Origin of the sequence: Aeromonas sp. A04, assembly GCF_047780465.1 — a bacterium.
Classification (GTDB): Bacteria; Pseudomonadota; Gammaproteobacteria; order Enterobacterales; family Aeromonadaceae; genus Aeromonas; species Aeromonas bestiarum.
In genome coordinates, this window is the sequence record NZ_JBLNHP010000011.1 from 1 (window position 1) to 21,481 (window position 21,481).

At 63.7% G+C, this 21,481-nt stretch carries 20 protein-coding genes; 10 read left to right on the forward strand and 10 right to left on the reverse strand.

The features are described from left to right. Positions 1-172: 172 nt before the first annotated feature. Positions 173-505 carry a cupin domain-containing protein gene (locus ACM3N8_RS20515; protein ID WP_043142538.1) on the reverse strand — a complete coding sequence of 111 codons (333 nt, stop codon included), beginning with the start codon at positions 503-505 and terminating at the stop codon, positions 173-175. A gap of 227 nt (positions 506-732) precedes the next feature. Between ACM3N8_RS20515 and ACM3N8_RS20520 the strand changes: the two genes are divergently transcribed. The 5 genes from ACM3N8_RS20520 to ACM3N8_RS20540 all read left to right on the forward strand — a co-directional run bounded on the left by ACM3N8_RS20520 (position 733) and on the right by ACM3N8_RS20540 (position 5,967). Then, positions 733-2,091, forward strand: coding sequence for an NCS2 family permease (locus ACM3N8_RS20520; protein ID WP_241326551.1), 1,359 nt, complete (start codon positions 733-735; stop codon positions 2,089-2,091). Between the two features lie 231 nt (positions 2,092-2,322). Then, the gene (gene dhaK / locus ACM3N8_RS20525; RefSeq protein ID WP_241326552.1) at positions 2,323-3,393 is read left to right on the forward strand and encodes a dihydroxyacetone kinase subunit DhaK; all 1,071 of its coding nucleotides are present in this window, start codon (positions 2,323-2,325) and stop codon (positions 3,391-3,393) included. A 15-nt stretch (positions 3,394-3,408) separates the two neighbouring features. Further along, the gene (dhaL, locus tag ACM3N8_RS20530) at positions 3,409-4,038 is read left to right on the forward strand and encodes a dihydroxyacetone kinase subunit DhaL (RefSeq protein ID WP_098981669.1); all 630 of its coding nucleotides are present in this window, start codon (positions 3,409-3,411) and stop codon (positions 4,036-4,038) included. Position 4,039: 1 nt separating this feature from the next. Further along, positions 4,040-4,756, forward strand: coding sequence for a dihydroxyacetone kinase phosphoryl donor subunit DhaM (gene dhaM / locus ACM3N8_RS20535; RefSeq protein WP_290019751.1), 717 nt, complete (start codon positions 4,040-4,042; stop codon positions 4,754-4,756). 128 nt (positions 4,757-4,884) lie between these two features. Beyond that, entirely contained in the window at positions 4,885-5,967 is a 1,083-nt protein-coding gene (locus tag ACM3N8_RS20540) for a glycerol dehydrogenase (protein ID WP_043141519.1), read from the forward strand. A 103-nt stretch (positions 5,968-6,070) separates the two neighbouring features. On the opposite strand, the gene dhaR is transcribed toward ACM3N8_RS20540, so the two are convergent. Both dhaR and ACM3N8_RS20550 read right to left on the reverse strand, forming a co-directional pair. Beyond that, the gene (dhaR, locus tag ACM3N8_RS20545; protein ID WP_274452943.1) at positions 6,071-7,981 is read right to left on the reverse strand and encodes a dihydroxyacetone kinase operon transcriptional regulator DhaR; all 1,911 of its coding nucleotides are present in this window, start codon (positions 7,979-7,981) and stop codon (positions 6,071-6,073) included. Between the two features lie 54 nt (positions 7,982-8,035). Next, positions 8,036-8,947 (reverse strand): LysR family transcriptional regulator, encoded by a 912-nt coding sequence (locus ACM3N8_RS20550; protein ID WP_416016545.1) that lies wholly within the window; start codon positions 8,945-8,947, stop codon positions 8,036-8,038. Positions 8,948-9,109: 162 nt separating this feature from the next. Here ACM3N8_RS20550 and ACM3N8_RS20555 point away from each other — a divergent pair, with 162 nt between their 5' ends. Continuing rightward, positions 9,110-10,243 carry an agmatine deiminase family protein gene (locus tag ACM3N8_RS20555; RefSeq protein WP_290019749.1) on the forward strand — a complete coding sequence of 378 codons (1,134 nt, stop codon included), beginning with the start codon at positions 9,110-9,112 and terminating at the stop codon, positions 10,241-10,243. Positions 10,244-10,342: 99 nt separating this feature from the next. On the opposite strand, the gene ACM3N8_RS20560 is transcribed toward ACM3N8_RS20555, so the two are convergent. The 3 genes from ACM3N8_RS20560 to ACM3N8_RS20570 form a co-directional block, all read right to left on the reverse strand. Then, positions 10,343-11,047 carry an SDR family oxidoreductase gene (locus ACM3N8_RS20560; RefSeq protein WP_290019748.1) on the reverse strand — a complete coding sequence of 235 codons (705 nt, stop codon included), beginning with the start codon at positions 11,045-11,047 and terminating at the stop codon, positions 10,343-10,345. A gap of 253 nt (positions 11,048-11,300) precedes the next feature. Next, positions 11,301-12,392 carry an AI-2E family transporter YdiK gene (ydiK, locus tag ACM3N8_RS20565; protein ID WP_290019747.1) on the reverse strand — a complete coding sequence of 364 codons (1,092 nt, stop codon included), beginning with the start codon at positions 12,390-12,392 and terminating at the stop codon, positions 11,301-11,303. Further along, complete coding sequence (locus ACM3N8_RS20570) at positions 12,389-13,768, reverse strand: bifunctional NUDIX hydrolase/phosphatase PAP2 family protein (protein WP_290019753.1); 1,380 nt, start codon at positions 13,766-13,768, stop codon at positions 12,389-12,391. Before ACM3N8_RS20570 ends, ydiK begins: the two co-directional genes overlap by 4 nt. A 195-nt stretch (positions 13,769-13,963) precedes the next feature. Here ACM3N8_RS20570 and ACM3N8_RS20575 point away from each other — a divergent pair, with 195 nt between their 5' ends. Then, a complete protein-coding gene (locus ACM3N8_RS20575; RefSeq protein ID WP_290019746.1) occupies positions 13,964-14,344 on the forward strand; it encodes a hypothetical protein in 381 nt (126 codons plus the stop codon). A gap of 54 nt (positions 14,345-14,398) precedes the next feature. Here the strand turns inward: ACM3N8_RS20575 and ACM3N8_RS20580 are convergent, their stop codons facing one another. After that, positions 14,399-15,172, reverse strand: a complete 774-nt coding sequence (locus tag ACM3N8_RS20580) for a substrate-binding periplasmic protein (protein ID WP_290019745.1) — start codon at positions 15,170-15,172, stop codon at positions 14,399-14,401. A 159-nt stretch (positions 15,173-15,331) separates the two neighbouring features. Continuing rightward, the gene (locus ACM3N8_RS20585; protein WP_416016546.1) at positions 15,332-16,513 is read right to left on the reverse strand and encodes a hypothetical protein; all 1,182 of its coding nucleotides are present in this window, start codon (positions 16,511-16,513) and stop codon (positions 15,332-15,334) included. 215 nt (positions 16,514-16,728) lie between these two features. Here ACM3N8_RS20585 and ACM3N8_RS20590 point away from each other — a divergent pair, with 215 nt between their 5' ends. Beyond that, positions 16,729-17,055 (forward strand): YnjH family protein, encoded by a 327-nt coding sequence (locus tag ACM3N8_RS20590; protein WP_274452940.1) that lies wholly within the window; start codon positions 16,729-16,731, stop codon positions 17,053-17,055. A gap of 392 nt (positions 17,056-17,447) precedes the next feature. On the opposite strand, the gene ACM3N8_RS20595 is transcribed toward ACM3N8_RS20590, so the two are convergent. Then, on the reverse strand, positions 17,448-18,896 hold the full coding sequence (locus ACM3N8_RS20595; RefSeq protein ID WP_416016547.1) for a catalase: 1,449 nt from the start codon (positions 18,894-18,896) through the stop codon (positions 17,448-17,450). A 163-nt stretch (positions 18,897-19,059) separates the two neighbouring features. Between ACM3N8_RS20595 and ACM3N8_RS20600 the strand changes: the two genes are divergently transcribed. Together ACM3N8_RS20600 and ACM3N8_RS20605 are read left to right on the forward strand one after the other, a co-directional pair. Beyond that, positions 19,060-19,545 (forward strand): GNAT family N-acetyltransferase, encoded by a 486-nt coding sequence (locus ACM3N8_RS20600; RefSeq protein WP_043556093.1) that lies wholly within the window; start codon positions 19,060-19,062, stop codon positions 19,543-19,545. Next, the gene (locus tag ACM3N8_RS20605) at positions 19,542-20,399 is read left to right on the forward strand and encodes an AraC family transcriptional regulator (RefSeq protein ID WP_043556037.1); all 858 of its coding nucleotides are present in this window, start codon (positions 19,542-19,544) and stop codon (positions 20,397-20,399) included. Before ACM3N8_RS20600 ends, ACM3N8_RS20605 begins: the two co-directional genes overlap by 4 nt. Before the next feature lie 112 nt (positions 20,400-20,511). Here ACM3N8_RS20605 and ACM3N8_RS20610 read toward each other — a convergent pair whose 3' ends face one another. After that, positions 20,512-21,411: a DMT family transporter gene (locus tag ACM3N8_RS20610; RefSeq protein ID WP_290019741.1), complete on the reverse strand. Its 900-nt coding sequence runs from the start codon at positions 21,409-21,411 to the stop codon at positions 20,512-20,514. Positions 21,412-21,481 lie beyond the last annotated feature (70 nt).

The following is a 21,481-nucleotide window of genomic DNA, read 5'->3' on the forward strand; positions in this document are numbered from 1 at the left end:
GCCGGGGGTCGCGGGTTCGAGTCCCGTCCGCTCCGCCAGTAAATTGAAAGGCCTTCCCCATCGGGAAGGCCTTTTTGCTTTCTGATACCTCAAGTTCATCTGCTCCCATTTCCTCTTTGCCGTATCAATTCGACTTCATTCAAGGGTTCTTGCCGTCCCTTTCTTATCCATCTCAGTAGAACACGCAGAGCCAGACTGTGGTCATGTCGGGGTGAGTCCACTCCACCCTGTGTTTCTGACGGGCGGGAATATTGATGTGATCGCCCGGGCCCAGCTGTACCGATTGTTGCTCCTGGGTCTGCGGATCGATGAACAGCAGGCTGGCCTCTCCCTGCACGACCAGGACCCACTCATGTTCATCCTGATCGTACCACTCTCCCGGCGCCGTCTGATGGCCGTGGGAGAGAATGCGCTCGATCCGCAGGTGGTTGGTGCTGACTAGATCCTGAAAGAGTTCGGTAGGCAGTGGCGAGGGAATATCGTTCAGCAGATTGCGCGTGTGCATGGGGCATCTCCCGTCTGGCAGTGCGAATGGTTCTCTGCAGTATAGAGGCCTGCCTCGTGGACGAAGGTGAGAGCAGCAGCAAGCGGGCATACAGATTTGTGCCCGAACGAGAACGATTCCTGCCATTTTGATGAAAAAGTCAGGGAATTCGCTGCAATTTCGACAAATTCTTGCTATTTTGCGCGCCACAAAAGCAAACGATTTCCTTCACACTTTCAGGATGAGTTATGGCAAAGCAAGATATGGCCGCCCAATCAGGGAACGGCGGCTTTTTGGACTCTTATTTTTCCATTTCTGCGCGCGGCAGTAGTGTGCGCCAGGAGCTGTTGGCCGGGCTGACCACCTTCCTGGCCATGGTCTACAGCATCATAGTGGTGCCGAACATGCTGGGTGCCGCCGGCTTCGAGCAGGGTCCCGTCTTCGTGGCGACCTGCTTGATCGCCGCCTTCGGTTCCCTGCTGATGGGACTCTGGGCCAAGCTGCCCATGGCCATTGGTTGCGCCATCTCCCTCACCGCCTTCACCGCCTTCAGCCTGGTGCTGGGGCAAGGCCTGAGCATCCCGGTGGCCCTCGGCGCCATCTTCCTGATGGGGGTGCTGTTCACCCTGATCAGCGTGACCGGCGTGCGCCAGTGGATCCTGGACAACCTGCCCTCTGGCATCGCCCACGGCACCGGCATAGGTATCGGCCTGTTCCTGCTGCTGATCGCCACCAACGGCGTCGGCATGGTGATCAAGAACGAAGGGGCGGGTCTGCCGGTTCAGCTGGGTGAGGTGACCTCCTTCCCCGTCGTCATGACGGTACTGGGTCTGGCCGCCATCTTCGGCCTGGAGCGTCGCAAGGTGCCGGGCGGCATCCTGATGGTGATCATCGCCATCTCCATCCTCGGCCTCATCTTCGATCCGAACGTGGCCTGGCATGGCTTCTTCGCCATGCCGAGCCTGACTGGCGAGAAGGGCTCTCTGGTTGGCAGCATGGATCTGCTGGGTGCCCTCAACCCAGTGGTCATTCCGACCGTACTGGCGCTGGTGATGACAGCCGTGTTCGACGCCACCGGTACAATCCGTGCCGTAGCGGGTCAGGCGGGTCTCATCAATGAGCGTGGCCACATCATCAGCGGCGGCAAGGCCCTGACTGCCGACTCCGTCAGCAGCATGGTGGCTGGCGTCGTGGGTGGGGCTCCGGCCGCCGTCTACATTGAATCTGCCGCAGGTACCGCGGCCGGTGGCAAGACGGGTCTGACCGCAGCCCTGGTCGGCCTGCTGTTCCTGCTGATGATCTTCCTCTCGCCGCTCAGCTATCTGGTGCCGGCTTACGCCACAGCACCGGCGCTGATGTACGTCGGTCTGCTGATGCTGGGCAACGTCACCAAGCTGGACTTCAGCGACTCTGTCGATGCGTTGGCTGGCATGCTGTGCGCCGTCTTCATCGTGCTCACCTGCAACATAGTGACCGGCATCATGCTGGGCTTCGTGGCGCTGGTCGTGGGTCGCCTGTTTGCCGCCGAGTGGAAGAAACTCAACGTCGGTACCGTCATCATTGCCGTGGCACTGGTGGTCTTCTATGCCGGTGGCTGGGCCATCTAAGGCTGCCGGTTGGCGTGAAGGGCTCCTGCGGGGGCCCTTTTTCATGGTTGTGAGGCCGCCTGCAGTTTCCCTCCCGTTTGCCTCTCGCTGTTTCAGATTGAAACGCCAATGGCCTTTCTCCTGTTTCAAATCCGAACCGAACCGGTCGTCATTTTTATCCCGATTTATCCCGTTAGACTGGCTTCATCAACCATTTGCCCACCCGTGCGGTGGCAAGCCAAGGAGTGAGCCATGAAGAAACTGATCAATGCCGTCGATGCCGTGGTCCGTGAACAACTGATGGGGATGGCAGCCGCCCACCCCGAGCTCAAGGTACGTATCGAACCCCACTACATCACCCGCGCCGACTCTCCCGTGATGGGCAAGGTGGCGCTGGTCTCCGGCGGTGGCAGCGGCCACGAGCCGATGCACGGCGGTCTGGTGGGCAAGGGGATGCTGGATGGCGCCTGCCCCGGCGAAATTTTTACCTCCCCGACCCCGGATCAGATGTACGAGTGTGGTCAGGCGGTCGATGGTGGCGCTGGCGTGCTGTTCCTGGTGAAGAACTACACGGGTGACGTGCTCAACTTCGAAACTGCGGTCGAGCTGCTGCACGGTGACGGGGTCAAGGTCGGCTTCTCGCTGATCGATGACGACGTGGCGGTGAAAGACAGCCTCTACACCGCGGGTCGTCGCGGCGTCGCCACGACTGTGCTGTGCGAGAAGCTGGTCGGTGCCGCCGCCGAGGCGGGCTACGACCTGGCCCGTTGCGAGGCGCTGGCCCGCCGCATCAACAATCAGAGCCGCACCATAGGCGTCGCCATGCACGCCTGTACCGTGCCTGCCGCCGGCAAGCCCTCCTTCACCCTGGCGGACAACGAGATGGAGTTCGGGGTGGGCATCCACGGCGAACCCGGCATAGCGCGCCGCCCCTTCACCGACCTCGACACCCTGGTGGGCGACATGTTCAGCGAGCTGGCGGACAACACCCCCTATGGCCGCACTCTGCGCCACTGGGACAGAGCCTCCGGCAGCTGGCAGGAAGAGCACACCTTCATCGAGGCGCTCAACCGGGGCGATCGTGTCATAGCCCTGGTCAACAGCCTGGGTGGCACCCCGATTTCAGAACTGTATGGCGTCTATGGTCGCCTCGCGGCCCTGTGCGAAGAGGCCGGCATCCATCTGGTGCGCAACCTGATAGGCCCCTACTGCACCGCCCTCGACATGACCGGCATCTCCATCACCTTGCTCAAGGTGGATGACGAGTTGATGACCCTGTGGGATGCCCCCGTTCACACCCCCGCCCTGCGTCGCGGTTGCTAAGGAGCCCTCATTCTCATGCTAAGCAAACATCAAATCGTCAACTGGCTGCTGGATTGCGAGCACATCTTCACCGAGCAGCGTGACTACCTCACGGCACTGGATACCGACATCGGCGATGGCGACCACGGCCTCAACATGCAGCGCGGCTTTACCAAGGTGGCGGAGAAGCTGCCCGCGGTGGCGGACAAGGATATAGGCCAGGTGCTGAAAACCACCGGTATGACGTTGCTCTCCTCGGTCGGCGGCGCCAGCGGCCCGCTCTACGGCACCTTCTTCATTCGGGCGGCGGCCAGCACGGACGCCTGCCAGAGCCTGACCCTGAGCCAGCTTGGCAAGATGCTGGCGGATGGTGTCGAGGGAATCGTCTCTCGCGGCCGCGCCGAGCCGGGCGACAAGACAATGTGCGACGCCTGGTGGCCTGCGCTGGCCGCCCTGCAACAGGCGCAGCAGCAGGAGTTGCCGCTGGCTGAGGCGCTGGACAAGGCGGTGGCTGCCGCGGCGGCCGGCACCGAGGCCACCATACAGATGCAGGCCCGCAAGGGGCGCGCCAGCTATCTGGGCGAGCGCAGCATAGGCCATCAGGATGCCGGAGCCACCTCGACCCTGCTGCTGCTGACCGCCCTGCGTGACAGAGCGAGGTTGTGACATGATAGGTATCGTAGTTGTCTCTCACAGCGCCATGCTGGCGGCCGGATTGAAAGCGCTGGCCGACCAGCTGGGCAGCCCGGCACGGCTGTTGCTGGCGGCCGGGGTCGATGATCCGGACCACCCCATAGGCACAGATGCCATCGCCGTGATGAGTGCGATAGAAGAAGCAGACGACGGCAGCGGCGTGCTGGTGCTGATGGACTTGGGCAGCGCCCTCTTGAGCGCCGAGACCGCCCTCGAGCTGTTGCCCCCTGATTTGAGTTCTCGGGTGCGGCTCTGTCCCGCCCCGCTGGTCGAGGGCACCCTGGCCGCAGTGGTGGCGGCAGGTTCAGGTATGAGCCTCGACGAAGTGGCCGCAGAGGCGCTCGGCGCCCTGGGGCCCAAGCAGGCAATGCTGCCTGGCAGCACTGCGCAGGCCGCCACTGAGACGGCACTGGCAGCCGACGAGGGCTGGCTGCGCTGCGAGGTGGTGGTCGACAACCCCCACGGCCTGCATGTGCGCCCCGCCGCCCGCCTGGTGGCGGCACTCAAGCCCTTTGCCGCCGAACTCAAGCTGCAAAAGGGGGATAAAGAGGCCAATCCCCGCAGCCTGACCCGGCTCACCATGCTCAACGTGCGCCAGGGAGACAGGCTCACCCTGCTGGCACAGGGAGAAGATGCCGAGGCCGCCCTGACCTGCTTCAAGCAACTTGCAGACGAGCGTTTCGGCGACTGATCGCCAACCCGTTTCAAGGCGCAGCGCTGGCTCTGTGTGCCAGTGCTGCGCCACTCAAGACGAAGGACTCCCCGGCATAGCCGCCCCTTCGCCCCGATTCTTAAGAGATAAAAAGAGAGGGATAGAATATGGACCGCATCATCATCAGCCCCAGCAAATATGTGCAAGGCAACGGGGCCCTCGCCAACATAGGCAACTACGTCAAGGCGCTCGGCGCCAAACCGCTCATCCTGGCCGATGCCTTCGTCACCAAGCTGGTTGGTGACACGGTTGCCACCAGCTTCCACGGCGTGGGCATCAAGCCCGAGTTCGACTGCTTCAACGGCGAATGTTCTCGCCCCGAGATCGACCGCCTGCTGGCCCGCTGCAACCAGACGCCGTTCGACGTCATCATCGGCATAGGTGGCGGCAAGACGCTGGATACCGCCAAGTCGGTCGCCTTCTACCAGAAGGTGCCTGTGGTCATAGTGCCGACCATAGCCTCCACCGATGCGCCAACCAGTGCGCTGGCGGTCATCTATACCCCGGAAGGGCAGTTCAGCGAATACCTGATGATCCCGACCAACCCCAACATGGTCATCATGGATACCGGCGTCGTCTCCCGCGCCCCGGTGCGGCTCTTGGTCTCCGGCATGGGGGATGCGCTCTCCACCTATTTCGAGGCGCGTGCCAACAAGGTTTCCGGCTGCAAGACCATGGCCGGTGGTGCCTCTACCCTGGCGGCCCAGGCCATCGCCGAGCTCTGTTACAAGACACTGCTGGCCGATGGCTACAAGGCCAAGCTGGCGGTGGAGCAGGGGCTCTGCACCAAGGCGGTGGAGAACATCATAGAGGCTAACACCTATCTGAGCGGTATCGGCTTCGAGAGCAGCGGTCTGGCCGCCGCCCACGCCATCCACAACGGCCTGACCCAGCTGGCCGAGTGTCACCACCTCTACCACGGTGAGAAAGTCGCATTCGGTACCCTGGTGCAGCTGGTGCTGGAGAACGCGCCCATGGCGGAGATCGAAACCGTGCTGGCCTTCTGCCGCTCGATCGGCCTGCCGACCAACCTGCATATGATGGGGGTCAAGGAGCTGGACATGGCGCGCCTGCTGGAGGTGGCCAAGGCCTCCACCGCCGAGGGGGAGACCATCCACAACATGCCGTTCAAGGTCACCGCCGAGGATGTGCTGGCGGCCATAGTCACCGCCCACCAGCTGGGGCTGTAACCGCGTTGCTCATTACCTTGCCATATAAAACGGCCCCGCAATTGCGGGGCCTTGTTGTTTTATGCCTGACCGGTTTCATCGGGTAACAACAGGATCCCAGTCGTCAGGAGCCGTGGTAGTCCGCGGGATCGATACCGATAAGCTTGAGTCGCCGCCAGAGGGTGGTGCGGCTGATGCCAAGATGCTGGGCCATCTGGCTCACCTGCCCCTTGCAGGCGTGGGCGCAGCGCAAGATGGCCTGGCGCTCCAGTTCGGCCAGGGTGAGCAGCGGCTGCCCCACCACCTCGTCTTCCACCAGCCGATAGCCGTGCCGAATGGCGGCGGGCAGCGCCTCCGGCGGGATCTGCTCACGACTCGAGTGGAGCAGGGCATATTCAACCGCGCTGCGCAGCTCCCCCAGATTGCCGGGCCAGGAGTAGGCGAGCAGGCAGTCGAGGGCCGCCGGACTGAACTGGCGCACCGGCTCGCGCCCCTGCGCCCCTAGTTGCTGGCTGATGAGGGCCGGCAAGTCGGCGCCGCGCTCCCGCAGTCCCGGCAACCAGAGCTCGCACGCCTGCAGGGCGTAGAGCAGCTGGCGACCAAACTGTCCCTCCTGCACCCTCTGTTCCAGCGCCGCGCTGCTGGTCGCTATGATCCGCACCTTGAGCGGCAGTATGCGGGCCGAGTCGAAGCGCTGGATACGGCCTGTCTTGAGCAGTTGCAGCAGCGCCGCCTGCATGGGGGCACAGAGACACTCCACCTGCTCCAGCACCAGCGTGCCGCCATGGGCCAGCTCGAACTTGCCGGCCCGTTCCTGCCCCGCCTCGTCGGAACCCATCAGCTCCAGCGCCATCCGCTCGCTCGGCAGCGCCTGACAGTTGAGGGTGATGAGCGGCCCGGCGGCCTGCTCGCTGCCGAAGTGAATCGCCTCCGCCAGCTGGGCCTTGCCCACCTCTTCCTCCCCGCGCAGCAGCATGGGGCCCTGGCTCCGTGCCGCCTGGCGGGCGTAGCGCAGCAGCTTGCGCATGGCGCTCGATTCGCCCACCAAGGCGGAGAGTTCGGGCACCGCCTGGCGCAGCTGGTTGATGGCCCTGAGCCTGTCCAGCGGGTGCAGCAGGGCGATAAAGCTGACCCCGTCCGGCCCGGGCAGCGGCTTGAGGCTTATCAGCGCATTGATAAACTCCCCGGTCTGCACCCCAATCCGCTCCAGCGTCACCTCCACATGGCTCAGTGGCGTCTGCCCCTTGATGGCGAGCTGCAACCGCTGTGGCAACAGCAAATGCTGCTCCAGCGGCTGACCGAGGCAGAGCGCGGGATCGAGCCGTAGCCGACTGGCCGCCAGCCCGTTGAGGTAGCGCAGCCTGCCCTGGGGGTCCCAGGCCAGCACGCCGTCATCCATGCCGTCGAGCAGGGCGTAGAGCTCGCTCAGATGGTGCTGGGACTCCTGCATCAGGGTTTCCATCTGCAGCAGATGGGCCAGCTCGCGACCGGCGCTGACGGTGAGCGCCAGATCCCCGGCACTCGCCTCTTCCACCTTGCAGATCAGCGCCATGATGGCGACCTGACGGCCATTGCTGTTGTAGACCGGGCTGGCGCAGCAGTGCCAGGGGTGCAGGGTGCGGTTGAAGTGCTGGGGGCCGCTGACGCAGAGTGGCATCCCCTCCAGCGCCGCCAGATTGATGGCATTGGTGCCGATGCGCCCCTCGCTGAAGAAGGCGCCGAGCCCGAAGCCCAGCGCCTCCAGTTCTGCCAGCGTTTCGCGATGGCCGGTGCGGGCCAGCAGGCAGCCGCTCTCGTCGGTGAGCAGCAGAACGCAGGGGCGCCCCTCCATGAACTCGTAGAGATCCTCCAGCGCCATCTCGCCTGTGGTGAGCAGATCCCGTTTGCGCTGGCGCAGGCTCTGCAGGGTTTGCCCCTTGGCGCTGTGGGGCGGGTGCCAGAGGGTCGGGCTGGTCTGGTGGGCGCAGCGCAGCCAGGAGGCCTGCAGATAATCGGGCCAGGGCTGGAGCGGCTGGAGGTCAGATGGCGTGGTCACAGCTATGTCCGGCAAAAGGAGAAGCCGTCATTTAACCACGCTCCCCCCACAGATTCAGTGACCTGCCTCAGAGGGTGGCAATGCCATGCCGTCGAGGTCGGTCGCGGTGCGGGCAAACTGTTGCTCCAGCCAGCAGCAGAAGGCGCGGCACTGAGGGCTGCTCTCGCTCTCCTGATGGACCAGCCAGCTCCACTGTGGCCCCTTGACCGTGCGGGAGGAGAGCGGCAGCAGCAAACCCTGTTGCCGTGCGGGAGCCGACAGCAGCGCGCTCGCCAGCGCCACGCCGAGCCCGGCGCCGGCCGCGTCCAGCAGCAGGCCGGGATCGGAGAAGTTGAGCCCCCGGGTCTGCAACTGCAGATCCTCCCCGCCTTTGAGCGTCCAGTGGTGCCAATCCATTTCCCGCTCTCCATGGAGACTGGTGCGCTCCGCAGGGGGTTGGGCCAGCACGGCCAAAGTGGCAAGGGGGAGCAGAGCGTCCTCCAGCAGTACCCTGTGGTGGCACTCGGCTTGGGGGGCGAGATCCCAGCGCAGGGCGATATCTATGGTCTGCTCGGTCATGACGGGTACCTCGTCGCTGGTAAACAGCCAGAGATCGATATCGGGATGTCGGCGGTGAAAGTCGGCCAGCCGGGGCAGCAGCCAGTGGCGGGCTATGGCTGTGCTGGTATTGAGCACCAGCTGGTTCGGTTTGCGGTACTGCTCCAGCCGCTGGATCCCCACCGCCAGTTGCAACAGCACGCTCTGGGTTGTCTCCAGCAGGTCCTGCCCCGCATCGGTGAGGGCGACCGAGCGCCCCTGCCGATGAAACAGCGGCTGGCCGAGCAGCTCCTCCAGCGAGCGGATCTGCTGGCTGATGGCCGACTGGGTCAGGTGCAGTTCCTGCGCCGCCTGATGAAAGCTGCCGAGTCTGGCCGCCGCCTCGAAGCCCCGCAGCACATTGAGTGGAGGCCAGTGTTTGAACATCATTGATTAGCTCCGCTTATCACTTATACCGAAAATCGATCGTTTGTCCGCCACCATTGCGGCAGCTAGTCTATTACTCAGCGTGATCTGATTAACAGCGCTTGTCATTCATATCCTATTTTTGTCATCAATCCGGAGTCGTTCCGCCTCCGAAGGAGCCATCCCATGTCATCCCGACGCCATGTATTGAAACAGCTGGCCGCCATCGGCGCCCTGGCCGGGCTGGGCAGCCTGCCACGGGCACAGGCTGCCAATGTGGCTACCCCTATTGGCTCCCAGGCCACTGCGGTTGGCCGTTACCAGATGCCGGACGAGGCCGCGCCTCAGACTCGGGTCTGGGTTGCCTTTGCCGCGAGCGCCGATATCTGGGGCCGCAATTACAAGGAGGTGCAAGCCACCATAGGCCAGCTGGTGCAGGCCATGGTGCCTTATACCCAGGTGAACGTGCTCTGCCGCGAAGCCGAACAGGCGCTGGCCCGCAAACTTTGTGGCGAGCAGAACACCCGCTTTATCGTCACCGAGCTGGACGATATCTGGCTGCGGGATACCGGCGGTGTCTTCGTCCAGAATGGCGAGGGAGAGCTGGGGCTGGTGGACTTCAACTTCAACGGCTGGGGTGACAAGCAGGAGCACGAACAGGATGCGGGTGTGGCCGAGCTGGTGAGCAAGCAGGCGGATGTCCACTATCTGCAAAGCAAGCTGACAGGTGAAGGTGGGGGCATAGAGGTGGATGGCAACGGCACCGCCATCCTGACCGAGAGCTGCTGGCTCAACAGCAACCGCAATCCGGGGGTGAGCAAGGCACAACTGGAGACGGAGCTGAAAGCCAATCTGGGGCTGCGCAAGATCATCTGGCTGCCGGGGATCAAGGGCCGTGACATCACTGACGCCCACATCGATTTCTACGCCCGCTTCGTGCGCCCCGGGGTGGTGGTGGTCAATCTGGACAACGACCCGGAGTCCCACGACTATGAGGTGACCCGCCGGCATCTGGCCATCCTCAAGCAGGCCACCGACGCCGATGGCAACAAGCTGGAGCTGCATGTGTTGCCGCCGCCGCTGGACGGGCGGGACAACCGCTTCAGCCGCAGCCGCGACTTTGCCGCCGGCTACATCAACTATCTGCCCATCAATGGCGCCGTGATCGCCCCCGAGTTTGGCGACCAGGCGGCAGACAGCCATTGCCATGATCTGCTGGCCCGCCTCTATCCCGGCCGCAAAATCGTGCAGATCAATATTGACCCGGTAGCCGCCGGTGGCGGTGGCATTCACTGCATCACCCTCCACCAACCTGCCTGACCATAGTTGCCCGCCGAGATGCTTGCATGGGGTGCGCCTGCGCCCCATGTCAACAAGCGTGCCCGATCAGGTGGCGTGCTTGTCAGGTCCCCGAGAACCTCAGATCCCCGTCATGCCCAGCTCATCGAGCTGAACATGGGTGCTCTGACGCAGGGTGTAGAGTACCGCCTCGGCCAGATCCTCGACCTGCAACCAGCCGGGTTTGCGGTCGCCCGGGTAGGCCGGTGGCGGCACCTGCACCAGACCGGGACAGAGGGTATGCACCCGAATGCCCTGATGCTGAACCTCTTCCCGCAGCGCCTTGGCGAACCCTAGGACAGCAAACTTGGCGGCGCAATAGACGCTGGCCCTGGCGTAGCCGTGTCTGGCGGCCTGGGAGGCAATGTTGATGATGGTGCCGTGGCGGTGGGCTAGCATGTCCGGCAGGCAGGCCTGGGTCAGCAGGAAGCTGCCCTTGGCGCAGGTGTTCATCACCCTGTCCCACTCAGATTCCGGCAGATCCTGTATCAGATGGTCGCTGCCGACCCCGCTGTTGTTGACGAGCAGATCGATGGGGCCGAGCAGTGCCCTAGCCTGGGCGTGCTGGGCTCGTACCTGGGCGCCGTCGCACACATCCAGCACCAGCGGCAGGACTCTTATCCCGTATCGCGTAGAGAGGCGGGCCGCCTCTTGTTCCAGCAGGTCGTGGCGACGGGAGGCCAGCACCAGTTCGACCCCCTGACTGGCCAGCGCCTCGGCGATAGCCAGCCCTATACCACTGGCGCCACCGCTGATCAGGGCGCGTCTTGCTCTCAATTCGTTCATGTCGTGTACCTCCTGAGTGAGCCAGCATTGTGTCGGTATGGGTCAGGGGAGAGTAAGGGGGAAGGGGCGGCGGGTTCGAACCTTGGTTCGGATTTTGGCGTTCAGACTCGAACCCTGGTTCGATGATGTGGATGGTGGATGAAAAACGGGTCCCGTCTTGTCAGCCAGAGCGCTTCTGCCGCTCATGGCAGAAGCATGAGGAAACCAATAAAAACGCCGCCCGGTGGGCGGCGTTTTTGGCGGATGAGCTGGTTTAATCCGCCTTGAGGGCCGTGGCAGGAGTCATTGCGGTCGCCGGGTGGTCACCCTCCTTGATCCAGGCATCCAGCAGGGTATAGCCCACCGCCAGCACGACCGGGCCGATAAACAGACCTATGATCCCCATCGCCAGCAGGCCGCCGATGACCCCCACCAGGATGAGGATGAGCGGCAGATCCGCCCCGCGCTTGATAAGGAAGGGGCGCAGGAAGTTGTCCATGGTGCCCGCCAGCAGTGACCAGACCAGCAGGAAGGTGCCCCAGGTGGTGTCGCCGCTCCAGTAGAGGTAGCCGACGCAGGCCAGCAGCACGGGGAAGGGGCCGATCTGGGCCACGATCAGCAGGAACATCACCACCACCAGGATCATGGTGTAGGGGATACCGGCAATCAGCAGGCCGACCCCGGCCACTGAAGATTGCACCAGGGCGGTGACCACCACCCCCATGGCCACGGCGCGGATCGCCTGGGAGGCCAGCACTGTGGCATTGTCACCACGCTCCCCCGCCAGGCGGTGGGCGAAGCGGCGGATCCCGTCGGCTGCCTTCTCACCCGAGTGGTAGAGCAGGCCGCAGATGGCAACGGTCAGCAGGAAGTGGACGAACAGCAAGCCAAGATTGCCGGCCTGGGAGGCGAGCCAGCGGGCAGTCTGGCCAAAATAGGGTGCCAGCTTGGTAAACAGCACCTGACCACCGCTCGCCAGGATCTGCTGCCAGAACTCATACAACTTGGTACCCACCAGCGGGATCTGCTGCAGCCAGAGCAGCTCGGGCGGCGGCGAATGGCTGATGGTGGTGCCGAGCTCGATCAGCATGGGCGCCTTCTCCGCCACGTTGGCCAGCGCCATGAACAGCGGGATGACGAAGATCAGCAGCAGTATGCTGGTCATCACCAGCGCCGCCAGGGCGCGCTTGCCCCACAGCAGGCGCTGGGCCATCCGCATCAGGGGCCAGGTGGCTATGGTGATCATGGTGGCCCACACCAGTGCGGGCAGGAAGGGGCGCAGCACCATGAAGCACGAGATGATGAGGATGCTGAGAAACAGCACCCCCAGGGTTATCTTGGCCAAGTCCACTTTTTTCATATTCATAGCAATCCCTTGTCGGGGCCGGGGCCCTTGGGTAGCGGGTCAGAGTTCATGAGTGAGAGTATCCACCAGAGGCCGGCGCTCAACCAGAGCCCCAGGCAACCATAGAGTAGCCACTGGCCGAGCAGGATGAGCCAGGAGCTGGTCAGCCAGAATGGCAACGCCCACAGCAGCGCCCCGAGGGGCAGGCCGCCGAGCAGGGTGATCGCCAGGGTGTACCAGGGTTTTCGCCGCTCTCGCGGCAATGGCAGCCGCATGCCGAGGGTCAGACCCAGACTGAACATGGCCAGGCCTGCCAGCGCCGAGGATTGGCTCCACCAGGCGGCCAGTGTGCAGATGAGGCTGAGCCCGCCCCAGATCCATGGCCGGGCAGCCATGCCGGACAAACCGGAATGGATCGTCAGCATCAGGGCGCCCAGCAGCAATCCCGCCGCCACATCCGACAGGAAGTGGACGCCGAGCCAGACCCGGGCCAGCCCGGTCAGGACCGCCAGCAGCAGTGCCAGCGAGGTGCCGCGCCAGGGGTTGGCGGGCCAGCACCATCTGAGCAGAAGGCCCCAGAACAGCAGCGCCGAGGCGGCGTGACCGCTCGGCATGCCAAAGCCCTGGGCACTTACGTGCGCCAGCGCGGGATCGAGATGGAAGGGTCTGGGCCAACCTGTGCCCTCTTTGGCTAGCTGAACCAGCAGGGTGAGGGTCAGCATGGCCAGCAACAGCTGACGCAGACGGGGCCAGCCCAGCAGCGGCAGCAGCAAGGGTAGCAGGGCAAGCTGAAAGGCGGCTGAACCAAACAGATTGCTGGCATCGAGCCAGGGCGCACTGGCCCCGATCCAGCCCTGCAAGCGCTGTATCAGCGGGACTTCCGCCCGGTGCAGAGCATTGCCTTCGCCGCTGAAATCCGGCAGCCACAGCACCGGGCTGTCGGGGATGTCGGCCAGCTGGGGGGCCAGCCAGTCGAGCTGCGCCGGAAAGCGGCGCTGCCCGTCAGGCAGCCGGGATGGGGCAATCAGCCTGGCGTTGAGGATCTCGCCACCCAGGTTGGGGGCTCGCAGCAGGGAGACGAAGCCCGAGCCTGTCTGCGCCCGGATGGGTTCCAGCGTCTGGCAGGCAAACAGCACGGCGCGCTGCCATGGTCCCAGCTCGGCGATGATCCGGCCGCGCAGACCTGTCTCTTCAAACAGCTCGCGCAGCGCCGCCTGTTGCGGCGTCTCGCCCGCGTCTATGTAACCGCCGGTCAGGCTGTAACGGGAGGAGACCCTGTCCTGCACCAGCAGCAGCTGTTGTTGATGTTTGACCACGCAGACGGCGGCCGTGGGGGCGGCCGAGACAGGCAGTGTCAGCAGCAGGGCGCAGAGCAGTAAAAAACAGGAGCGGAACATGGTGCCTGAGCGTTGGGGGACTATGGGCGCAAGGGTCACAGAAATCAGATAGTTGGGCAATGGTTTCCTGCCTGGGGCCCACCGGATGGCGGGTTTGGCTCTGGCCCTGCCTGCGCACAAGGATTGCCCTGTGGTGAGGCAGTCCCTAGTATTGGCAGCTATGTTATTTTCATGCAGCAAACCTTGGGACCTTCCATGAAACAGTTTGGTTTTTTTCTGGGCATCGCCATCGGCGTCATTCTGATACTGTTCGGCAGCATAGTCATCTTCCAGGCCTTGCCCGCCGCCCTGGACGTGCTGGAGATGCCGAGCCGTATCCCCTTCGTGCGCGAGGTCTACACCTGGCTGATGACCAGTGCCAACGGCCTCACCGGCCAGCTGGAGCAGAATTTCCTGGAGGCGTTCCAGACGGTACTCAAGCTGATACTGCTCATCACCTTCATGTGGGTCTGCGTCAAGCTGGTCAACATGGGCGTGCTGATCATCCGTGCCGGGGTGGACCTCATCCGCACCGCCATCGAGCACAGCGAAGGTACCCAGGCCAAGAAGTCCGAGCACGACAGCCACTTCCAGTAAGCAGGCGACACCATGAAACAGGCCACCTTCGGGTGGCCTGTTTGCATCTTGTGTTCACTCGATCGTGGGCAGGTGATCCGCCGGCGGTGACTGCACCACATCCTGATAGCGGGCGATCAGCCGCTTGAAGGCCTCCCCCTGTCTGACCTTGTCGAGCGCCTGTTGCAGACGGGCAACCTGCTGTTTGTCGGCGGCGGGGTTGAAGGCAAAGCAGTTGTCCTGCTCCGCCAAGGTGGCGACCGTGACGAAGGTGTCCGATGGAAAGCCCAATTGTCTGGCCTGATGGAACAGCATCACCTCGTTGCCGGCCACCAGATCAGTACGGGCCATGATGAGCTGGCGCACCACCTGATCCATCCGCTCCACCGCCATCAGGTTGGCGGGGCTGATGCCCCGGTTGAGCAGCAGTTGTTCCCCCACATCCGCCTGCATGACGCCGATTTGCAGCCTGGCGAGATCGGCCTTGCTGGCCACCCTGGGGGCATCCCGCTTGCGGCCCACCAGCGACACCCGGGAGTGGCTGATGGGGCAGACCCAGAGGAAGTGGGGATCCCGCGCCTGGGTGCGGGCCGTGGTGAACAGCACTGCATCCGGCTGCTGGGTCAGCAGATACCAGGCCTTGGCCCAGGGCATGAAGTGGATGGGTTGTGCCGGTTCCCCCATCTCCTGCCACATCAGCCGCAGCAGCTCGACCGCCAGGCCGGTGCTCTTGCCCTGCTCATCCTGGCCGTTGAACGGCATGTTCTGCTCGGAGTAATAGGTGAACGCCGAGGCGGGCAGTGCTGTGCCGAGACAGCAGCAGATCATCAGGCTGAGCAGACGCGACATGGCAGCACTCCTTGCAACAAATCGTCCTTCCAGTTTAGGGGGCTATGTCGAGAAGTTCATGATTTCACGCACCCGGTAGAGTGGATGGCGAGCAGCTGTGACGGGGAGCTAGGGGGGAGGAAAACAGCCAGGCCATCTTGCGATGGCCTGGGGAGGGACTTACTTGAGCAGGGCTTCCATCTCGGCTTCGGCAGCGGCGCGCGCGGCCTCGGCGGCCGCATCCGCCGCCGTCGTTGCGGTCGCACTGGCGCTGCTGACCGCCTGCTTGGCGGGGCCGGTCACGGTCTTGCTGGCCTGCTGCTGTACCGTGGCAGTGGCGCTGCTGACCGCCTGCTTGGCGGGCTCGGTCACAGCCTTGCTGGCCTGTTGCTGCACCGTGGCAGTGGCGTTGCTGACGGCCTGCTTGGCGGGCTCGGTCACGGTCTTGCTGGCCTGCTGCTGTACGGTGGCAGTGGCGTTGCTGACGGCCTGCTTGGCGGGCTCGGTCTTGCTGGCCTGCTGCTGTGCCGTGGCAGTGGCGCTGCTGACGGCTTGCTTGGCGGGCTCGGTCACGGTCTTGGCGGCCTGCTGCTGTACCGTGGCAGTTGCGCTGCTGACCGCCTGCTTGGCGGGTTCGGTCACGGCCTTGCTGGCCTGCTTCTGTACCGTGGTGCTGGCGGCTTGCTTGGCGGGCTCTGTCACGGCCTTGGTGGCATGTTGCTGGGCCGAGGTGGTGGCGCTGTTTACTACCTGCTTGGTGGTGTCAGCCATGGTTTTGCTGGCGCCCTGCTGCAGGGAACCCAGCACGCTGCCGAAGACCGAGCTGGTCGTGGCGGCGCCGGTCAGGCTCTTGGTCGCAGAGCCGGTCAGACTGTTGGTGGCGCCGGAGAGTGCTGTGGCCGTCGGGTTGCCCTGCGCCTGCCAGTTCTGCATCTCGCTTGGCCAGCTCGGTGCGCCTGCGGCCAGGTTCTCGCCAAATACCTGGGGTGTGCCATCGCCCTTGAGCAGCATGACGGACATCTGGTTGGTCTGTGAGTTCCACACCATGCCGGCCTGCTTGGCAACGTCCGGCACGGGGGCGTAGCGGGAGACCACGTAGAACAGCGGGCCCTCCTGCTGCAGCTCGTTGGCTGTCTTGAGCAACTGCATGGTGCTGTCGTAATTGGGACCCAGAATGCCGGTCATTCGATCCTTGATCATGGGCTGTTCGAACAGGTTGGCTTCGTTGGGGTCGAAACCGACCAGCGGCTTGAGCAGGGCCCACATCAGTTGACTGGTAGGGCTCATCAGCAAGAGGGGGGCGACGCAGGCGGACAACATCAGGCTCAGGCAGGCCGCCTGGAGCAACGGCATGATACGCATTGGGATAATATCCAAATAACGATTTGATTAATAAGGTTATATTCGTCGAGAACCGACAAATCCACCGGGGTTTTCCTGCGCCGGTTTTGACGGGCGTGAGCAGGCGCTGGCAGGCTATCATATTGGCTTGGGAATGCCAGTCGGCGTGCGGCTTATTAATCAAGTTTGCGCCGTTTCCGGTCGCCTGAACCTTCTATCGAGCAAGGAGTAACATCATGTATCTGGACAAGAGGGTAGGTGGCTGGTTGTTGCTGACACTGCTGGGCGGTACGGCCGGCACTGGCGTGGCGGCAGAGCCGAAGCGGGCGGAAGTGGGAACCGAACTGGTGCTGCCGCTGGGGTCGCTGCCGGAGCGGGTCTGCTGGTATCAGGATCAGAAATATTCGCCGGGTGCCCGCATTCAACAGGGCGACAGTTGGTTGGAGTGCGGCCCGCAAAACGCGCTGGAGAGCAACGGGCCACTGGCCTGGCGCGAGCCGGAAAGGGCGTCGCATGCAGCCGACAAGGCGGCGAATAGCAGCATCATCAGCGTGGGTCAGTGAGGCTTTTCTTGATCCAGCTAAAGACATGGACGTGACCTCTATCGCATAATGCGGCTCTTTTCCTCTCTTGGCTGGAACCTAAGAAATGGCTCGTCGCTCTTCCAATGCACAACGTCGTCGCAGTAGCTGGTGGTACAAACGCTTGTTGGCAAGGGAGCGGGAAGAGCGCGAAGCGCGTTCCGTCCGGGATTGATACCGCAGTGAAAACGGAGCCTCGGGCTCCGTTTTTTATTCATCACCGCAGGCGGATCACGGTGGCGCTGCGTCCGGGATTGATACCGTAATGAAAGCAGAGCCCTGGGCTCCGTTTTTTATTTATCATGCACCGTCATGACGAGAACGGGGGCCATCAGGCCCCCGTTTTGCTTTTGCAGATGTTGGCTGCCTGCGACTTAGCGCTGCAGGGCGGCCAGTGCCAGTTCGACCCGCTTGGCGTACTCGGGGTCGGCCTGCTCGAAGTGCCTGAGCTGGGCCGCGACTATGGCGTCATCCTCCACGTTGATGAGGGATCGCGCCAGGTTGGCGGCGAGGCGCGAACGCTGGCCCTCGTCCATGATGCGGAACAGGTTGCCCGGCTGGCTGTAGTAGTCGCTGTCGTAGTCGCGAAAATCGTAGTGCAGGGCGGCTCCTTCCAGGCTCAATGCCGGCTCGTGCTGCTCGCTCGGTTGCTGGGTACCGAAGCGGTTCGGCTGGTAGTTGGGGCTGGCGCCGCCATTGCTGTCGGCCCGCATGGCACCATCACGGTGGGCGCCGTGGTGGAACGGGCAGCGCGGGGCGTTGACCGGCAACAGACCGTGGTTGACGCCGAGGCGGTAGCGCTGGGTGTCACCGTAGGAGAAGAGCCGGCCCTGCAGCATGCGGTCCGGCGAGAAGCCGATGCCGGGCACCACGTTGGCCGGGGTGAAGGCAGCCTGCTCCACGTGGGCGAAGTAGTTGTCCGGGTTCTGGTTGAGCTCCAGTACGCCGACCGGGATCAGCGGGTAGTCGCTGTGCGGCCACACCTTGGTGAGGTCGAACGGGTGGATCTGGTAGGTCTGGGCCTCGGCCTCCGGCATCACCTGCACATAGACCTTCCAGCGCGGGAAGTCGCCCCGCTCGATGGCGTTGAACAGATCGGCCTGACTGGTCTCCCGATCCTGGCCGACGGCATTGGCCGCCTCTTCATCTGTGTAGAAGCTGTGGCCCTGCTCTGTCTTGAAGTGGAACTTGACCCAGAAGCGCTCGTTGGCATCGTTGATGAAGCTGAAGGTGTGGCTGCCGTAGCCGTTCATCTCCCGCAGGCTCTTGGGGATGCCGCGATCGCTGAAGAGAATGGTGACCTGGTGCAGGGATTCCGGATGACGGGACCAGAAATCCCAAGCGGCGGTGGCGCTGCGCAGGTTGGTGCGCGGATCCCGCTTCTGGGTGTGGATGAAGTCCGGGAATTTCAGCGGATCGCGGATAAAGAAGACCGGGGTGTTGTTGCCCACCAGATCCCAGTTGCCCTGCTCTGTGTAGAACTTGAGGGCGAAGCCGCGCACGTCGCGCTCGGCGTCGGCCGCCCCCTTCTCACCGGCCACGGTGGAGAAGCGCAGGAACACGGGGGTCTGCTTGCCGACGGCATTGAACAGATCCGCCTTGCTGAACTGACTGATGTCATGGGTCACGGTAAAGGTGCCGTAAGCGCCCGAGCCCTTAGCGTGAACCACCCGCTCCGGGATCCGTTCCCGATCGAAATGAGCCAACTTTTCCATCAACCAGATGTCTTGCATCAGCACTGGGCCACGGGGGCCGGCGGTGAGGCTGTTGTTGTTGTCGACAACGGGGGCGCCATTGGCACTGTGCAGGGTCTTGTCGTTCATGGTGCTTCTCCTTGTTGGTGAGCCTTGAGTCTATAACAAGGAAAAACCCCGGAACCAATGGGCCTTCCCTCGCCCTTTGATAGGCATCACAAATGGGTGGGGCTGGGGGGATGACCGGACCCTTCTGATGCTGCATGATGAGGTTTTCGAGAAGGAGCCTCAGATGCAGATCACCATTCGTCACGCCGAACCGGCCGATGCTCCCGCCTTGCGGGATCTCTATGCCATGCCCAACGCCCAGGCGGGCACCCTGCAACTGCCCTATCCGACCCTGAGCGTCTGGCAGAAGCGGTTGGAGAACGGCAGCGTGGTGGCGCTGGTGGCCGAGGTCGATGGACTGCTGGTGGGCCAGCTCTCGCTGCATATCGAGCCCAATCCCAGGCGCAAACACGTGGCCTGCATCGGCATGGGGGTGCGAGATGACTGGGCCGGCAAGGGCATAGGCTCGGCCCTGCTGGGGGCCGCGCTGGAGATGGCCGACAACTGGCTCAACCTGCAACGTGTCGAGCTCACCGTCTACACCGACAACCCGGGGGCGCAGGCGCTCTATCGCAAGTTCGGCTTCGTCGAGGAGGGGCTGGCCCGCGGCTTCGCTTTTCGGCAGGGTGAATACGTGGATGCCCTCTACATGGCGAGGATCCGGCCATGATCGACTACCGCCGGCGGCTCATCCCTGTGCTGCGGGCGCTGGAGCGAGATCCCGATCTCTCCATCGAGGCGCTGGCGGATCGGGCCTGCCTCTCCCTCTACCATTTTCACCGGGTGTTCACCGCAGTGGCGGGCGAGGCGCCGGGGGAGATGTGTCGGCGCTTGCGCATGCAGCGGGCAGCCTGGCAGCTCTGCTACACGGACGCCAGCGTCACCGCCATCGCGCTGGGGGCGGGCCTTGCCAGTTCCCAGGCGTTCGCCAAGGCGTTTCGCCGCCATTACGGTTGCACCCCTGGCGAGTTTCGCCGCGACAAGCGCAAGAATGGACACCTGGAGAGCAAGGATGGACACGCATGGGAGGGTTCGTCCCCTTATGCTGAAGGCCACTCATCAGCAAGGAGCAACACCATGAAAACTGTCGAGATGGACGCCCGTACCTTGGCCTATATCCGGGTCACAGGCCCCTATGGCGAGGGGTATGACGCCGTCTGCGGCCGCCTGTACCAGTGGGCGGCCACCCGCGGACTCGAGCAGGGGGAGTGGATCTTCATCTACCACGACAACCCTGAGGTGACGCCACCGGCCCAGTGCCGCACCGATATCGGCGTCACTGTGCCTGCCCAGACCCGGGGCGAGGGGGAGGTGGAAACCCAGCTCATTCCCGCCGGGCGTTATGCCCAGTCCCGCTACCTCATCACGGATCGCAGCCAGTACGGGCCGCGCTGGCAGGAGCATGTGGGCGACATAGTCGCGGCCGGGCTGGAATTTGGCAGCGGCCCCTGTTTCGAGCTCTACCACAGCGTGAGCAACGATCCCCTGCGCGACGATGTCAGCTTCTGCTCCAGCGTGCGTTAGGCATCAATCAATGACAAGAAAACGAGGCGCCCATGGGCGCCTCGTTTTCTTGTGAGATGGGTGACGCCGTCTCGGCACAGCCGCACCCGTGAGAGCAAGATGTCCGCCCGCATCAAGGCTGGCTCGACACCTTGTCCCGACGCGACTTCCACCACCAGCGCAGGCGGATCTGGGAGATCAACATGCCTGCCAGCATCAGGGCGCAGCCCACCATGGCGCGTTCATCCAGGGTCTCGCCGAGCAGCAGCACACCGCCGATGGCGGCGAACACTGTCTCCAGACTGAGGATGATGGCGGCGTGGGCCGGATGGGCGCCGCGCTGCCCCACCACCTGCAGCGTGTAGCCGATACCGACCGAGACCAGACCGGCATAGAGCAGCGCCTGCCAGCCCGCCACGGCGCCGCTCATGGTCGGCGTCTCCATGGTGAAGGCAACCCCCAGGCTGAGCAGGCCGCACACCAGGAACTGGACGCCGGCCAGGCGGATCGGCGCGACCCGGCTCGAGTAGTGATCCAGCACCAGCAGATGGATGGCCCAGAACAGGGCACCGATCACCTGCAACAGGTCGCCGTAGCCTATGGTGAACTCCTCGGTCACGCTCAGGTAATAGAGCCCGGCCATGGCGATGAGGGCGCCGATCCAGGTGTTGGCCCCGGTCTTGTGGCGCAGGGCCAGGCCGATGACGGGCACCAGTATGATGTAGAGGCCTGTGATGAAGCCCGCCTTGGCGGCCGTGGTATAGAGCAGCCCCACCTGCTGCAGGGAGGCGGCGCTGAACAGCACGACACCGGCGAGCAGGCCTCCGGTCAGCAGCAGGCGGCGATCACCGGACTGACCGGTGGGCTGGCGTGACTTGAGCCACCACAGCAGCGGCAGCAGGGAGGCGGCACCGAGCAGAAAGCGCAGGCCGTTGAAGGTATAAGGCCCCATGTGATCCATCCCCAGCCGCTGGGCGACGAAGCCCAGCCCCCAGATGGCGGCGGCCATCAGTAACATCATGTTCGAACGCATACGAATTCATCCCTGAAAAGGTGGCGGGCAGGCACCCGTCCGCAAAGCTCCAGCCACCAAGATAACCGTG

Coding starts and splice junctions, on each gene's coding strand:
- ACM3N8_RS20515 (WP_043142538.1), bottom strand. CDS start 505: ATGCACACGCGCAATCTGCTGAACGATATTCCCTCGCCACTGCCTACC.
- ACM3N8_RS20520 (WP_241326551.1), top strand. CDS start 733: ATGGCAAAGCAAGATATGGCCGCCCAATCAGGGAACGGCGGCTTTTTG.
- dhaK (WP_241326552.1), top strand. CDS start 2,323: ATGAAGAAACTGATCAATGCCGTCGATGCCGTGGTCCGTGAACAACTG.
- dhaL (WP_098981669.1), top strand. CDS start 3,409: ATGCTAAGCAAACATCAAATCGTCAACTGGCTGCTGGATTGCGAGCAC.
- dhaM (WP_290019751.1), top strand. CDS start 4,040: ATGATAGGTATCGTAGTTGTCTCTCACAGCGCCATGCTGGCGGCCGGA.
- ACM3N8_RS20540 (WP_043141519.1), top strand. CDS start 4,885: ATGGACCGCATCATCATCAGCCCCAGCAAATATGTGCAAGGCAACGGG.
- ACM3N8_RS20550 (WP_416016545.1), bottom strand. CDS start 8,947: ATGATGTTCAAACACTGGCCTCCACTCAATGTGCTGCGGGGCTTCGAG.
- ACM3N8_RS20555 (WP_290019749.1), top strand. CDS start 9,110: ATGTCATCCCGACGCCATGTATTGAAACAGCTGGCCGCCATCGGCGCC.
- ACM3N8_RS20560 (WP_290019748.1), bottom strand. CDS start 11,047: ATGAACGAATTGAGAGCAAGACGCGCCCTGATCAGCGGTGGCGCCAGT.
- ydiK (WP_290019747.1), bottom strand. CDS start 12,392: ATGAATATGAAAAAAGTGGACTTGGCCAAGATAACCCTGGGGGTGCTG.
- ACM3N8_RS20570 (WP_290019753.1), bottom strand. CDS start 13,768: ATGTTCCGCTCCTGTTTTTTACTGCTCTGCGCCCTGCTGCTGACACTG.
- ACM3N8_RS20575 (WP_290019746.1), top strand. CDS start 13,964: ATGAAACAGTTTGGTTTTTTTCTGGGCATCGCCATCGGCGTCATTCTG.
- ACM3N8_RS20580 (WP_290019745.1), bottom strand. CDS start 15,172: ATGTCGCGTCTGCTCAGCCTGATGATCTGCTGCTGTCTCGGCACAGCA.
- ACM3N8_RS20585 (WP_416016546.1), bottom strand. CDS start 16,513: ATGCGTATCATGCCGTTGCTCCAGGCGGCCTGCCTGAGCCTGATGTTG.
- ACM3N8_RS20590 (WP_274452940.1), top strand. CDS start 16,729: ATGTATCTGGACAAGAGGGTAGGTGGCTGGTTGTTGCTGACACTGCTG.
- ACM3N8_RS20595 (WP_416016547.1), bottom strand. CDS start 18,896: ATGAACGACAAGACCCTGCACAGTGCCAATGGCGCCCCCGTTGTCGAC.
- ACM3N8_RS20600 (WP_043556093.1), top strand. CDS start 19,060: ATGCAGATCACCATTCGTCACGCCGAACCGGCCGATGCTCCCGCCTTG.
- ACM3N8_RS20605 (WP_043556037.1), top strand. CDS start 19,542: ATGATCGACTACCGCCGGCGGCTCATCCCTGTGCTGCGGGCGCTGGAG.
- ACM3N8_RS20610 (WP_290019741.1), bottom strand. CDS start 21,411: ATGCGTTCGAACATGATGTTACTGATGGCCGCCGCCATCTGGGGGCTG.